General features: G+C 65.7%; 12 protein-coding genes. 3 read left to right on the top strand and 9 right to left on the bottom strand.

All coding sequences use genetic code 11. The annotated features are described in order from the left end of the window. Positions 1-28 precede the first annotated feature (28 nt). Both MHM97_RS01095 and MHM97_RS01090 read right to left on the bottom strand, forming a co-directional pair. Positions 29-1,072 (bottom strand): MBL fold metallo-hydrolase, encoded by a 1,044-nt coding sequence (locus tag MHM97_RS01095; RefSeq protein ID WP_239318696.1) that lies wholly within the window; start codon positions 1,070-1,072, stop codon positions 29-31. After that, a complete protein-coding gene (locus MHM97_RS01090; RefSeq protein ID WP_239318694.1) occupies positions 1,072-2,784 on the bottom strand; it encodes an acyl-CoA dehydrogenase in 1,713 nt (570 codons plus the stop codon). The genes MHM97_RS01095 and MHM97_RS01090 overlap by 1 nt, the downstream gene beginning before the upstream one ends. Positions 2,785-2,984: 200 nt before the next feature. Between MHM97_RS01090 and MHM97_RS01085 the strand changes: the two genes are divergently transcribed. Then, the gene (locus tag MHM97_RS01085; protein WP_239318692.1) at positions 2,985-3,938 is read left to right on the top strand and encodes an L-threonylcarbamoyladenylate synthase; all 954 of its coding nucleotides are present in this window, start codon (positions 2,985-2,987) and stop codon (positions 3,936-3,938) included. A gap of 209 nt (positions 3,939-4,147) precedes the next feature. Here the strand turns inward: MHM97_RS01085 and MHM97_RS01080 are convergent, their stop codons facing one another. After that, the gene (locus MHM97_RS01080; RefSeq protein WP_239318691.1) at positions 4,148-4,702 is read right to left on the bottom strand and encodes a YqgE/AlgH family protein; all 555 of its coding nucleotides are present in this window, start codon (positions 4,700-4,702) and stop codon (positions 4,148-4,150) included. A gap of 180 nt (positions 4,703-4,882) precedes the next feature. Here MHM97_RS01080 and MHM97_RS01075 point away from each other — a divergent pair, with 180 nt between their 5' ends. Together MHM97_RS01075 and MHM97_RS01070 are read left to right on the top strand one after the other, a co-directional pair. Then, entirely contained in the window at positions 4,883-5,713 is an 831-nt protein-coding gene (locus MHM97_RS01075; protein ID WP_239318690.1) for a protein-disulfide reductase DsbD domain-containing protein, read from the top strand. A 70-nt stretch (positions 5,714-5,783) separates the two neighbouring features. Next, positions 5,784-6,275 carry an NUDIX hydrolase gene (locus MHM97_RS01070; protein ID WP_239318689.1) on the top strand — a complete coding sequence of 164 codons (492 nt, stop codon included), beginning with the start codon at positions 5,784-5,786 and terminating at the stop codon, positions 6,273-6,275. Here the strand turns inward: MHM97_RS01070 and MHM97_RS01065 are convergent. From MHM97_RS01065 to MHM97_RS01040, 6 genes are all read right to left on the bottom strand, one after another. Then, entirely contained in the window at positions 6,221-9,634 is a 3,414-nt protein-coding gene (locus MHM97_RS01065; RefSeq protein ID WP_239318687.1) for an efflux RND transporter permease subunit, read from the bottom strand. The genes MHM97_RS01070 and MHM97_RS01065 overlap by 55 nt on opposite strands. Before the next feature lie 82 nt (positions 9,635-9,716). Further along, positions 9,717-11,180: an efflux RND transporter periplasmic adaptor subunit gene (locus MHM97_RS01060; protein WP_239318685.1), complete on the bottom strand. Its 1,464-nt coding sequence runs from the start codon at positions 11,178-11,180 to the stop codon at positions 9,717-9,719. 114 nt (positions 11,181-11,294) lie between these two features. Next, positions 11,295-11,837: a molybdenum cofactor biosynthesis protein B gene (moaB, locus tag MHM97_RS01055; RefSeq protein WP_239318684.1), complete on the bottom strand. Its 543-nt coding sequence runs from the start codon at positions 11,835-11,837 to the stop codon at positions 11,295-11,297. A 5-nt stretch (positions 11,838-11,842) separates the two neighbouring features. Continuing rightward, positions 11,843-12,466 (bottom strand): LysE family translocator, encoded by a 624-nt coding sequence (locus MHM97_RS01050; protein ID WP_239318683.1) that lies wholly within the window; start codon positions 12,464-12,466, stop codon positions 11,843-11,845. Continuing rightward, a complete protein-coding gene (locus MHM97_RS01045; protein WP_239318682.1) occupies positions 12,463-13,062 on the bottom strand; it encodes a metallophosphoesterase family protein in 600 nt (199 codons plus the stop codon). The genes MHM97_RS01050 and MHM97_RS01045 overlap by 4 nt, the downstream gene beginning before the upstream one ends. Positions 13,063-13,086: 24 nt before the next feature. Continuing rightward, on the bottom strand, positions 13,087-13,854 hold the full coding sequence (locus MHM97_RS01040; protein ID WP_239319204.1) for a uracil-DNA glycosylase: 768 nt from the start codon (positions 13,852-13,854) through the stop codon (positions 13,087-13,089). Between the last annotated feature and the right edge of the window lie 70 nt (positions 13,855-13,924).

Below are 13,924 nucleotides of genomic sequence, written 5' to 3'. Positions count from 1 at the left end.
CGTCGATATTTCACCCAAGGTGGCAGGCTTAGCGCCGTTGGTAAACCCAAGCCTCATCATCGCGCCGTGTGCGCGAGACCTGGCCGGTGCGGTAGAGGTGATTGACATGGGCCACCGCCTCGACCAGCGCGAGCCCGTATTCGCCCGGTCCAATGCTGCGTTTGAAGAGCGGAGGAAAGCACTCGGCGGCGCTTTTGGGACTGTCCAGGTGATCCAGCAACCGGTCCAGCGCGCCGTGGTGATTGTCGATCAATTGCCGCATCCTGAGCGGCAGCCGGGTAAACGGCAGCTTGTGCCCGCCCAGCGCCAGATGCTCGGGGCGCGCCAATGCCGCCAGTCGCTCGCAGGCCTCCAGCCATTCCGCCAGTGGATCAGCCTCGGGTTCGGTGGCATAGACGCCGATATTGGGGCTGATGGAGGACAGCACCTGATCGCCGGTCAGCACGAGGTTATCGTCCCGGCTCCAGAAGGTTGCGTGCTCCGGCGCGTGGCCATTGCCCATATGCACGTCCCAGTCGCGTCCACCCATGCGAAACACATCGCCCTGCTGCACGCGGGTAAAGCCCAAGGGCATCGGGTAGACCGTATCGGCAAAGTTAAAGGGCCGGTCGGCCTTGCGCGTCGCGTAGGTCTCCGGGTCCATGCCGGCGCTGCGATAATAGGCCAGTGTTTCCGCAGGCCATTGCTCCTGCACATCCAGCGTCAGCATCCGGGCAAACAGCCACGCCGTGCGGGTGGTGACCAGCTCCGCGCCGTGTTCGGACTGAAACCAGCCCGCATTGCCGATATGATCGGGGTGGTGATGGGTCACCACCACCCGGCGCACGGGTTTGCCGCCCAGAGGCCCCGCCATCAACTGCTCCCAGATGCGGCGGGTCTTGTTTGAGGACATGCCAGTATCCACCACCGTCCAGCTGTCTCCCTCGTCGAAGGCATAGACATTGACGTGATCGAGCTTCATCGGCAGCGGCAGGCGCATCCAGAGAACGCCCTCGGCGACCTCAATCGCCTCGCCCTGTGCGGGCGGCTCTTCCCACGGGGTGCGGGGGGCCACATCGGCGACAGACACCATCAGCTTGCCAGTTCTTCTGCGGTGAGGGCAAAGGCCCCCGCAGCGCCTTCGCGGGCGTGGATCAGATAGGCTGCGTGCTGGGGCAGCATCCGCTTGATGTAGAACCGCGCCAGTTTCTCACGCGCGCCGCCCTTGTCCGCCAAGGCCGCAGCAAGGTGATAGTGCCCGCCCAAAACACGGGCGAAGGCCATCAGATAGGGCACGGCCCCGGCAAAGCGGTCCTGCATATCCGCTTCGACCAGCCATTCGGTGGCCTCACGCAGGGTTTCGCAGGCCTGCCAGACGGCCTCGGCCATATTGGGGTGCGTGGGGCGGGCGCGCTCGGCCTGTTCTTCGATCTCGTCGATCAGGCGATGCGCCATCTCGCCACCGTCCATCATCTTGCGCGCCACAAGGTCCATGGCCTGAATGCCATTGGTGCCCTCATAGATCGCCGTCACCCGCACGTCGCGGTAGAACTGCGCAGCACCTGTTTCCTCAATGAAACCCATACCGCCATGCACCTGCACGCCCTGCTCGGACACGCGGATGCCGGTCTCGGTGCCAAAGGCCTTGGCAATCGGTGTCAGGAAAGCCGCGCGGGTTTTCCACTCGGCGTCTCCTGTGGCGGTGCCCATATCGATGGCCCCCGCACAGGCCAGCATGATCGCGCGCGATGCATAGACATCCGCCTTCATCTCCATCAGCATCCGGCGCACATCGGCGTGGTCCACGATGGTGCCCGTGCCACCCTCGCCCGGGGTCTTGCCCTGTTTGCGATCCAGCGCATAGGCCAGCGCGTGCTGATAGGCGCCTTCGGCTGCGCCAACACCCTGACCGCCCACACCAAGACGGGCGTTGTTCATCATCGTGAACATCGCCGCCATGCCGCCATGTTCCTTGCCCACGAGCCAGCCGGTTGCGCCATCGTATTGCATCACACAGGTGGGCGAGCCATGCAGGCCCATCTTGTGCTCAAGGCTGACCACCTTGAGGCTGTTGGCCTTGCCCGGGTTACCGTGCTCGTCGGGCAGGTACTTGGGCACAAGAAAGAGCGAGATCCCCTTTGTGCCGGTCACCCCATCCGGCAGCCGCGCGAGCACAAGGTGACAGACGTTTTTGGTAAAGTCATTGTCGCCCCAGGAGATATAGATCTTCTGGCCGGAGACCGCATAGGTGCCATCGCCGTTGTCTTCTGCCTTTGAGGACAGCGCCCCCACGTCAGACCCCGCCTGCGGCTCGGTGAGGTTCATGGTCCCCGACCACTCGCCAGAGATCAGCTTTGGCAGATAGAGATCCTTCAGCGCATCAGAGGCATGATGCTCCAGCGCCTCGATCTGACCCTGGCTCATCAGCGGGGCCAATTGCAGGCTGAGACACGCGCCCGACATCATCTCATTGACCGAGGTGGTCAGCGACATCGGCAGCCCCATGCCGCCATATTCGGGGTCCGCGCTCATCCCGATCCAGCCGCCCTCGGCGATCGCCTTGTAGCCGTCACCAAACCCCGGCGAGGTGCGCAGGACGCCGTTTTCCAGCCGCGCCGGTTCCAGATCGCCGGCGCGTTGCAGGGGCGCCATGACCGCATCGCACATCTTGGCGGCTTCGGTCAGGATCGCGCTGGCGACATCCGCATCCGCATCGGCAAAGCGCTCGGTCGCGGTTATGCGATCAAAGCCGAGGATCTCGGACAACAGGAACTGATATTCGGAAACGGGGGCGCGATAGCTCATCTGAGGGACCTCTTCTCATCGGGGCGGCGTGGCGTGCGCCATGCGGGCCTGCGCCGCTTGGCAACCGCGCCCATAGCCGTTATTTACTGTGCCTTGGCCCATGTCGTAAACTGCCCCGCACCGCACGCAATCAAAACGCGGCGTCATCGGGCAAAGTGACGGAACGGCCACTGGATGGATCTACCCCAAGAGTTGCGCCGATGACCCAAAGCCCGATCAAGACCGAAGCGCTGGATGCCGCGCCCGCCGGGATCGCCCGTGCGGCGGCATTGTTGCAGGCCGGAGAGCTCGTCGCCTTTCCGACCGAGACGGTCTACGGGCTGGGTGCGGATGCGCGCAATGGCACCGCGGTGGCCGGGATCTACGCCACCAAGGGGCGGCCGACGTTCAACCCGCTGATCGCGCATGTGGCGGATGTGGCATCGGCGCGCGCGCTGGTCGAGTGGAATGACATGGCCGAGGCCATGGCAGCGGCGCACTGGCCCGGCCCCCTGACGTTGGTCCTGCCGCTGCGATCCGGCCATGGCGTGTCACCGCTGGTGACGGCAGGGCTCGACACGCTGGCGGTGCGCGTGCCCGCCAAGGCCTGCGCTCGGGCGTTGCTGGCGGCGGTCGGCGGGCCGGTGGCCGCGCCCTCTGCCAACCCCTCCGGGCGGATCAGCCCGACCACCGCAGCGCATGTGGAGGCGGGGCTTGGCGGCAGCATCGCGGCGATCCTCGACGACGGCCCCTGTACGGTGGGGGTGGAATCCACGATCCTCGGGCTGGCCGGCGATGTGCCCGTTCTGTTGCGCCCCGGCGGGTTGTCCGCCGAAGAGATCGAGGCGACGCTGGGGCATGCGATTGCCGAACGCGACAGCAGCGACCCGCTGACCGCGCCGGGGCAGCTCCTGTCCCATTACGCGCCCAAAGCCAGCGTGCGCCTGAATGCGACACGGTTTGAGCCCGGCGAACTATCGCTTGGGTTTGGGGCGGGGCAATGCGACCTCAACCTGTCGGCTACGGGCGACCTGCGCGAGGCCGCAGCCAATCTCTTTGGCCATCTGCATGCGCTGGATGCGCGGGCCAGGCCCATTGCGGTGGCGCCGATCCCCGAACAGGGACTGGGCGTTGCCATCAATGACCGCTTGCGGCGCGCTGCCGCCCCGCGCTGACACGCGTTGGTGCCGGAGCTCCCTGCGGCAAGGCCCCGCCACCACAGATCTGCCCAAGACCCAGACACCCGCTTAGGCGCGCGCCGGATGCGACCGGACCCGCGCCGCGTCAGCGGCGCCGGGCCCAACGGGAGGACGGCATGTCCAATGCCGCCCGACGGGCGGGAGCGCCCCCGTCTCGCCGCCCCTGCCCCGCTGACCCTGACGGATCAGGCGTGACCGGCATCCATCGACAGGTTCAACGGCGTCACACCGATGCTGGCCAGCGCCGCCTCCCATTTGTCATCTGCCGTATCGGTAAAGATCATTTCAGGCTCGGCCTCCGCCGTGAGCCAACCGTTCTGGGCAATCTCATCCTCCAGCTGCCCGGGCCCCCATCCTGCATAGCCCAGCATAACCAGAAACTGCTCCGGCCCGCGCCCCTCGGCGATTTCTTCCAGCACATCCAGCGTGGCCGTCATCGAAAACCCGGGCTTCACCGGCAGCGAGTTCACGGTCGAGATATATTCATCCGAATGCAGCACAAATCCGCGCTGGGTCTCCACCGGCCCCCCGAAATAGACCGGCGCGCGCCCGGGCGTCGGTTTGGTCTCGATCTCCAGCTGGTCGAACAGCGTCCTGAGTTCCACGCCGGGGGCGAGCTTGTTGATAATCAGCCCCATCGCCCCTTCATCCCCGTGCGAACACAGAAACACCACCGAGTTGTCAAATCGGGGATCCCCGATTCCCGGCATGGCGATCAGCAACTTACCTGTCAGTTCCATGTGACTGCCTCTGTTGCGGCGCGTGGCCTTTGGACCCAGCATGACGCGCAGGCGCGCCACATGCAACCCTGCCCCCCTTGGTCATAAACACCCCGGAACTGTCACGTTTGAGTTACTTCCCCGAGCGCTCTCCGGGATGTGACTTGGCTTTGACGGTGCCCGGAGGCAATAGCTCTGGGCATGACCTTGCATCCTTCCTGGCGTACCCGCCTTGCGATCCTCCTGCTTGCCTGGGCTGCTCTGACTGCGGCCGTGGCCCCCGTTGCCGCGCAGGAGAACATGGCTGACCTCGTGTCCATCGATGTGCTCGATGGCGGCCCCTCTGCCGACGGGCGCTACATGGGAGCATTGCACCTACGCCTCGCCGAGGGGTGGAAAACCTACTGGCGCGCGCCGGGCGATGCCGGCATCCCGCCGCAGTTCAATTGGCACGGATCGCGCAATATCGCCGAACTGCGCATCACCTGGCCCACGCCCGAGGTGTTTCTGACCTCGGGTATGCGCACCATCGGCTATCACGACGAGCTGGTGCTGCCGATCGAGATCACCCCCAAGACACCAGGCCAGCCGATCCGCATCAAGGGCCGGATGGAACTGGGTCTGTGCAAAGACGTCTGCATCCCCTCCGAGCTGCGCTTTGACCATCGCGCCGACCTGACGGCCGGACGCCACCCGGCCATCGCGGCCGCGCTCGCGGCACGGCCCTACTCCGCCAGCGAGGCGCAGGTGCGGGCGGTGACCTGCCGCCTGTCGCCCACGCCTTACGGGCTGAAAGTCTCCGCCCGGATCGCGATGCCCTCCGCGGGCGGCGAGGAATACGCCGTGATCGAAGGCGACGGCACTTTGATCGCGACAGAGACCAAATCCTGGCGCGAGGGCCGCGAGTTGGTCGCCGAGGCCGAGCTTTTGCCTGCCGCAAATGGCCCGGTTGCGGTTGACCGCTCTGCCCTGCGCTTTACGGTGCTGGGCACATCGCATGCGGTGGACATCCGGGGCTGCACGTCGGGCTAAGGGCCCATCATCACGCCGCCCCCCCCTGTCATCGCCGCGCCCTTTGTGTCGACAGAAGGCCTCTATCCTGATGACCGATCCAGCCGCGGCCCCGCCGCGCCGACCGATCCTTGGTGCCCTCGGGGTGGTCTGCGCCCATATCGAGGGCGAGGATTGCGTGATCCTTGTAAAGCGCAAGAACCCACCCAATGCGGGTACATGGGGGTTTCCCGGTGGTCATGTGGAGCTGGGTGAAACCGCCGCCGAGGCCGCCGCGCGCGAATTGTGCGAGGAAACCGGTGTTGTCGCGGCCCCCGGCGCGCAGCTGATGACGCTCGACGTGATCCCGCGCAATGCGGATGGCTCGGTGGGCGGGCAGTATTTCCTTGTCGCGACGCTGTGCCATTATGTCTCCGGCCAGCCGGTGCCCGATGATGACGCGCTGGAGGCCCGTTGGGTCCCGGTTGCGCGGATCGAGGATCTGGGCCTTGAGCTGTTGGACCGGGTGGCGGATCTGGCGCGACTGGCTCAGGCGTCCTGGCGCGCTGTGCCCCGCGCCGCGCCGATCGCGCCGATCACATAGGTCACCCCGCCCAGCACAACCAACCCGCCCAGACACATCAGCAACGCCGCGCGGATGGGGGCGACCTCGGCCAGCCCCGGCAGCATCTGCCGAAGGCTTGCGGGCAGCACGCCGTTTGCCATGGTCCAGCCAAGGGTCACCGCGATCCAGCCGACCTGTGCCAGACCGCTCAGCAGCATCAAGCCCCGCAGGCGGCGGGCCCCCGCATGCGACCCCGCAGCCAGGGCACGTTTCAACGACCGGATCGGGCGGGCCACATCGGCCTGGATTGCGACCAGCGCCGGCACCACCAGCAACACGAGGAACATGCCAAACCCAAGGCCATAGACCAGCGTGATGACCGTGGGTTTCAGAAACTGCGCCTGTTGCGAGGTCTCATACATCAGCGGCGCCAGCCCCAGAACGGTGGTCAGCGTGGTCAGCATCACCGGCCGCAACCGGTCCGCCGCCCCATCTATGATCGAGGGGATCAACCCGCGCTCTTGCGCGTATTCGTCAATGGTCGAGACCAGCACGATGGAATCGTTGATGATGATCCCTGTCATCCCCAACAGCCCCACGACGGTGAACATGCTCATCGGCAGCTCCCACAGGTGGTGGCCCCAGATGGTCCCGACGAGGCCAAACGGGATGATCGCCATCACCACGATCGGGCGCGTCCAGCTGGAGAAGATCCAGCACAGCACCAGATAAATCCCGGTGAGACACAGGATCAGCCCGGTGCGCGCATCGCTGAGAAACTCGTCCTCCTGCTCGCTGAGGCCGGACAGGCGGAACTCGATCTGACGTTCCTCGGCGATCTTGGGCAGGATCTCGGTTTCCAGCGCCTCGATGATGGCCTCGGCCTGCACCGGATCATCCTCGGAAATGTCGCCGGTGACGGAAATCAGCCGCACCCCGTTTTCGCGCCGGACGGTTGAGAATCCGGTGCGCTGGCTGACGGTCACGATATCCGCAAGGGGCACATAAATCCCTGACGGCGCGCGCATCTGGGTGCGTTCCAGAAAGTCCGCTGTCAGCTCCCCTTCGGGCAGTTCCACCCGGATCTGCGCAGAGCGCGGCCCGTCCGGGTAGGTGGCGGCCTCGATCCCGTTCAGGCGCCGGCGCAGGGCCTGACCGAGGTTTTCAATGGTGAAATTGAGCGCCTGTCCCTGCGGTGTCAGATCCAGAACCAGCTCTTCCTTGTCATAGGCGAGGTTGTCCTCCACCGCCGAAACCTCTGGATAGCGGGTCAGGGCGGTTTTCAGATCCTCTGCGGCGGCCTTCAGCGTGGTGACATCGGCGCCATAGAACTGCACGTCCAGCGCATCGCCACCGGGACCGGAGCGCCAGCCACGGAAGGACACCACCTCTGTCAGGGGCAATTGCACCACGCGCTCCTGCAGCTCGCCCACAAAGGCAAAGCTCGAATAGGGGCGCAGGTCCGCATCGATGAGCTCGATCGCGATACTGCCCAAGAGGTCGCTGTCCTTGGTTTCTGTCCCGGCAAGGCCCCGGCCCGTGTTGCCACCCACTTCGGCCATGACAAAATCGACCGGATTGCGGCCATAGCGTTCCTCATATTCCGCTCCCAGCGCCTCAACCGTGCGCTGAAATTCGCGCATCTGCTCCAGCGTGTCGGCGCGGGTGGCACCTTCGACCATGGCAAAATTGCCGGACACCGATGCCCGCTCCGGCGCGTTGAAGAAGCGCCAGGTGACATCGCCCTTGATGAACAGCGCCATCTGGCTGGCCAGCAGCACAAAGGCGCCCGCCACCACCACGTAACGCGCCCGGACCACACCGACCATCAGTGGCCGGAACAACTGGTCCCGGCACCAGCGAAAGCCCCGGTTCACCACCCGGTTTGGCGCGTCATACCAATGCCGCTCGCTGGTGTGGGCCAGGGCGTGCGCCATATGGTTGGGCAGGATCAGGAAACACTCCATCAGGCTCGCCGCCAGCACCGCAATGACGGTAAAGGGAATGTCGGCGATCAACTCGCCAAACCGCCCGCCGATGGCGACCAGGCCGAAAAAGGCGATCACGGTTGTAAGCGTCGCGGCAAAGACCGGCATCGCCATGCGCCGGGCAGCGTTTTCGGCGGCGACCATTGGCGGCTCGCCCAGGCGACGGGCGCGGAAATCCGCGTGTTCGCCCACCACGATGGCATCATCCACCACGATCCCCAGCGTGATAATCAGACCAAAGAGCGAGATCATGTTGATCGTCAGCCCACCGATATACATCAGCGCAATGGCGGCAAACATGGCCGCCGGGATGCCAGCGGCCACCCAGAATGCAATGCGGGCATTGAGGAACAAAAACAGCAGGATCACCACCAGCCCGAGGCCCATCAGCCCGTTGTCGACCAGAATATCGAGCCGCCCGGTGATTGCCTCGGCGCGGGTGCGGATGAGCGAGACCTCCACCCCCTGCGGCAGCGACAGGTTCATCTCGGCCACGACGTCCTCGACCTGCCGCTGGATCATGATCGCGTCGCCCTTGTCAGAGCGGTCCACCCGGATCGACATGGCCCGATTGTCGCCGACAAAATAGCTGCGCTGGCGATCCACGCCCTCGACCCGGATCGTGGCCACATCTCCAATCGTCAGCGCCGAGCCATCCGCCTCGGAGCGCAGGACAACCGCCTCCAGTTCCTCGGGCGTGCGTTTCTGGGTGCCGGTGCGCACGCGGGCGTTTGCGCCCTCGACCTCGCCCGCCGGGTTGATCTCCACCTCGGCGGCGATCACCGACGCAATCTCCGCCATGGTGATGTCATGGGCAATAAGCTGGCTGGAGGGCACCTCGACGATGGTGCGGGGGGCGGCGACACCACGAATGGTGGTGCGGGTGACGCCCACCTCAAAGAGCCGCAGGATCAGCTCATCCGCCAATAGCCCCAGTTGCTGCGCCCCGACCGGGCCGGTGATGACGATATCGGTGACCCGGTCACGCCAGATCGCGCGCTCGACCTCCGGATCTTCGGCGTCTTCGGGCAGGGTGGTGACCGCATCGACCGCATTCTGCACATCATCGGTGGCGCGGGCCATGTCCCAGCCGGGTTCAAAATCGATGTCGATCACAGCGCGCCCTTCGCGCGAGGACGACTGGGTCTCTTCGACCCCATCCACCGCCAGCAGGGCCGGTTCCAGCACCTGTACGATGGCGCTGTCGACGTCCTCGGGGCCGGCGCCCTCCCAGATCACGCTGACATCAACGGATTCGACAATCACATCCGGAAAGAACTGCGCCCGCATGTTGGGGATCGCGGCGGCGCCAAGCACCAGCAGCAGCATCAGCAACAGGTTCGCCGCCGTGCGATGGCGGGTGAAATAGCTCAGGATGCCGCTGGCCTTTTGGGTCGGTGTGATCGCCATGAGAAGTCACCTGTGCTTGATCGGGCTGCCCCCCTGGAGGGCGGGCGGCGGACACGACATGGGCCCGCGCCGCAGGCGGGCGTCAGCCGCCCATGTTCTGTTCGATGCGCGTCACCAGCTTGGCGGGAACGCGCGCCTGTTCCAGCTGCGCCAGCACGCGGGTCTTCACCGCACTGGGCATGCCGCCATTACCGGTCACAAAGGCCTTGAGCCGGGCGCGGCGCTCTTCTGTGAGTTCGATCAGGTCCGGCTCGGACGTGACAGCCGCATTCTCCGCACCCTGCGTCAGCGGGCGCACCTTGATGCCCGCCCCCAGCAGCGGCGTGCGCCCGGTCACCACTTGCCGCCCGGCCAGCCCGGCGCCACGGACCAGAATGTCATCGCCCTGCCGGCGCACCAGTTGAACCGGCAGTTCCTCAAGACGGTCATCCGTCCCCAGAACCAGCACGGTCTGGCGCGAATCCATCGCCGAGGCCGGCAGGCGGGCCAGGTTCTCGATCACCGGTTCGCGCACGGTGACGGTCACGAAATCCCCCGGCTTGAACCCTGCAACCGTGTCCAGCCGGGCATAGATCAGACGCCCCGACTGGCCATCGCCGACCGCGCCGCTTGCACGGGCAAGCTGACCGGCCGCACGGATCCCGGCACCGGCTGCATCCAGCGTCACCGTGACCTCGGCCGGGATCAGGCGCCCCGCCTCATCGAGCAGGCGGGCATATTGCGTGGTCGATACCCGGAATGCCACTTCCAGCTGATCCGGGTCTACCAGTTGGGCAAGGATTTCATTGGCCGACACCAGCCGCCCCTCGACCAGGGTCACGGATTGCAAGGTGCCGGTGAACGGCGCGGTGACGGTGGTATCGTCCAGATCGCGCTGCGCCTCGTCCAACGCGATCTCGGCCCGTGCCACCAGGGTGCGGGCCTGATCCACGCGCGCCTCGGCCTGGCTGACGGCCTGGCGTCGGGTCAACACCGACTGGCGGGCGCTGGTCGCGGTCAGTTCCGCCGCCTCCACCAGCGCTTCGGTACCAACCCCGCGTTCCTTCAGGTCGACCTGCCGCTGATAGGCCCGCTCCTGCAACTCGGCCTGCATCCGCGCGGTTTCCAACTCGTCCCGGGCCAGCACCAGCGCCCGGCTGGCATCGCGGCTCTCGGCCTGGGCGTCCATCATGTCGGCTTCGGCGCGTTCCAGGGCAGCGCGAGCATCCGCCTTGTCGATCTGCACCAGCGTATCACCCGCCGTGACCGTGCCGCCGTCCTGAAATGCTTCGGCAAGGGTGACAACACGCCCGGAGACCGCGGCCCGCAACTCCAGCGTGCGGCGGCTTTCGACATGGCCAAAGCCGACCATTTCCGGCTGCTCGGGCCCAAGGCGCGCGGTCACCACATTGACGGCAAACACCCGCTCGCGCGCGGGCGGGGCGATCCGTTCCTCTGCCAGGCTCTGCTGGATGGCAGAGTGGATCATCTGCACCGCAAACAGCACCAGGGCCGCCGTCAGCCCAAGCAGGAACAAGCCCACAACGCTGTGTCGCAAAAATCGCATCGTCTTTCCTTTCGGCTGGCCGAAAGACCGGCTGGCCATGATATGCCCGACACTCGAACCACTGATGGATATAGCACGTATCCTACAGTCTACGTGCTTATACGTGACCGCAGATCATTTCCGTCGCAAATGTTCGTCAAGTCTGGGCATAATTTCTACGAAATTGCAGGGGCGATGCCGATAATCGAGCTGTTTTTGCAAAATCTCGTCCCAGGCATCCTTGCAGGCGCCCGGGCTGCCGGGCAGCGCAAAGAGATAGGTGCCCTGCGCAACCCCGCCCGTTGCGCGGCTCTGCACGGCGGAGGTGCCGATTTTTTGCATTGAGACAATGGTGAACACGGTGCCAAAGGCATCGATTTCCTTTTCATAGACATCGCGATGGGCCTCCACCGTTACATCGCGCCCGGTCAGGCCGGTGCCGCCGGTCGAAATCACCACATCGATCTCCGGGTCGGCGCACCAGAGGCGCAGTTGCTCTGCGATGTCGCGGCGTTCATCGGGCAGGATCTTGCGGTCGGCCAGCATATGGCCGGCGCCTTCCAGCCGGTCGACCAGCACCTGACCGGAGCGATCCTCCGCCAGGCTGCGACTGTCGGACACCGTCAGGATGGCGATGCGGACCGGAATGAAATCTGTGCTGTCGTCGATACGGGACATGGTTGTCAGGCCCTTTCCAAGAGCGCGAGCCGCAGCGCGAGGCCCGCAAAAATACCACCTGTGATCCGGCTCATCCAGCGCGCGGCCTGCCCGCCGCCGGCGAACAGCGCGCGCGCCCGTCCGGCAAAGACCCCGACGCCGCCGTTCACCAGCACGCCCCCAAGCCCGATGATCGCGCCGAACACCAGGAACTGCCCCAGCACCGATCCGGCCTCGGGACGGACGAATTGCGGCACAAAGGCCAGCACAAAAAGGATCACCTTGGGGTTGGTCAGATTGACCATCAGCCCGGCACGGAACGCACGTCTGGCGGGCACCGCCTGCCCCGGGGCCTCGGCTCCGCCCGGATGCCGGATCGCGCCCCACGCCAGATAGAGCAGGTAGGCCACGCCGACCCAGCGGATGATGTCGAACAGCGCCGGCTGCGTCGCCACCACCGCGGCCACGCCAAGCCCCGCCAGCGCCACATGCACCATGCCGCCCGCCGCCACGCCGAGGCTGGCCGCGAGCGCCGGGCGGGGGCCGGATTTCAGCCCCTGACCGAGGCAGAACATCATATCCGCCCCCGGCGTGATATTGAGCGCCAGCGCCGCCGGAACAAAGGCCACAAGTGTGGAAAGCGCGATCATGGCGTCACCTCGAACCAGTTGGGCGTTGGGCCGAGGTTGGCGCACTCCGTCCCCCCGATCCGGCCCCGATAGCCCCAGCAATCATGCACATGGCCATAGACCGCAAGCCGCGGCTGCGTCGCCTCGATGGTGGCGCGGATGCTGTCAGAGCCGATCGACAGCCCGGCCGAGGTGGTGTCGCCTGCGCCCTTTGGAGGCGAATGGGTCACCAGGATGTCGATCTCCCCGACCTGCGCCAGCTCTCGGGCGGCGGCACGCTCCGACAGGTCAAACGACCAGTCGCCAAAGGGAGTCTCCGGGATGCCGCCGCCCAGCCCAAAGATCCTGAGCCCCTGGACGTCGGCCGCCTGCCCATGCAGCACGGTCATGAACGGCAGCGCACAGCCGTGCAGCTCTTCGGCGCTCTCGGCATTGCCGGGCACCACCACCATCGGCGCCGCGATCCCGGCCAGCATCTCCATCGCCCGCGGCAGGCCTTGCCGTGTATTGCAGAAATCTCCCGCGCCGATCACCAGATCCGCGCCGACACTGGCAGTCACCAGATCGACGGCCAGTTCCTCGACCAGGTGGAGATCGGAAAACGCGAGGATTTTCATAAGCAGATGTCCTTGATGACGGGATCAGTTCAGGCTGTTGAGCCGCGCGCGCAACTCCAGGAGATCGGCCCAGGCCTGGCGTTTGGCATGGGACTGACGCAGCAGATAGGCGGGGTGGAACATCGGGATCACCGGCTTGCCCCAGGCCTGTTCCCACTGCCCCCGCAGCCGTGTGATGCCCCGTTTGCCCAGCACCGCCTGACAGGAGATATTGCCCATCAGCACCAGCACATCCGGTTGCGCCAACGCCACATGGCGCTCCAGAAAGGGCACCAGCATGGCGATTTCCGCCGGCAGCGGATCGCGGTTTTGCGGCGGACGCCAGGGCAGCACATTGGTGATATAGACATTCTGGTCGCGGCTGAGGTCGATGGCGGCCAGCATCTTGTCCAGCAGCTGCCCGGCCCGCCCGACAAAAGGCTTGCCCTGCAAATCCTCATCCCGGCCCGGCGCTTCGCCGATGATCATCACCCGCGCCCCGGCCTGGCCGTCACAAAACACCAGATTGCGCGCGCCGCGCTTGAGATCGCAATGCTCAAAGGCCTCCATTGCAGCCCGCAGGCTGGGCAGCGCATCGGCGCCCTGGGCGGCCTTGGTCGCCTCCGCCACGGGGTCGATCGTCTTTGGCTTCACCGGTGGCGGCGGTGCATCGGCAGCGCGCGCGGCTTTGGGTTTCTGGTCTTCCAACCCGAAGCGATCAATGGGCGCGTCCATCATGGCCTCGGTGGCGCCAAGCTCCACCTGCCATTCCAACAGCGCCCTTGCGCTCCAATAATCCAGTTCCGATTCCATGAGCGACACAGTAGCCCCCTGCGGCACAAAGGAAAACGCCTCATCACATGGGCACCCTCGCCTGCGTTTC

Origin of the sequence: Epibacterium sp. Ofav1-8 (assembly GCF_022348185.1) — a bacterium.
GTDB lineage: Bacteria > Pseudomonadota > Alphaproteobacteria > Rhodobacterales > Rhodobacteraceae > Epibacterium.
Note: the sequence above shows the minus strand (reverse complement) of the source record. Positions and strands in the feature narration are given on the sequence as shown.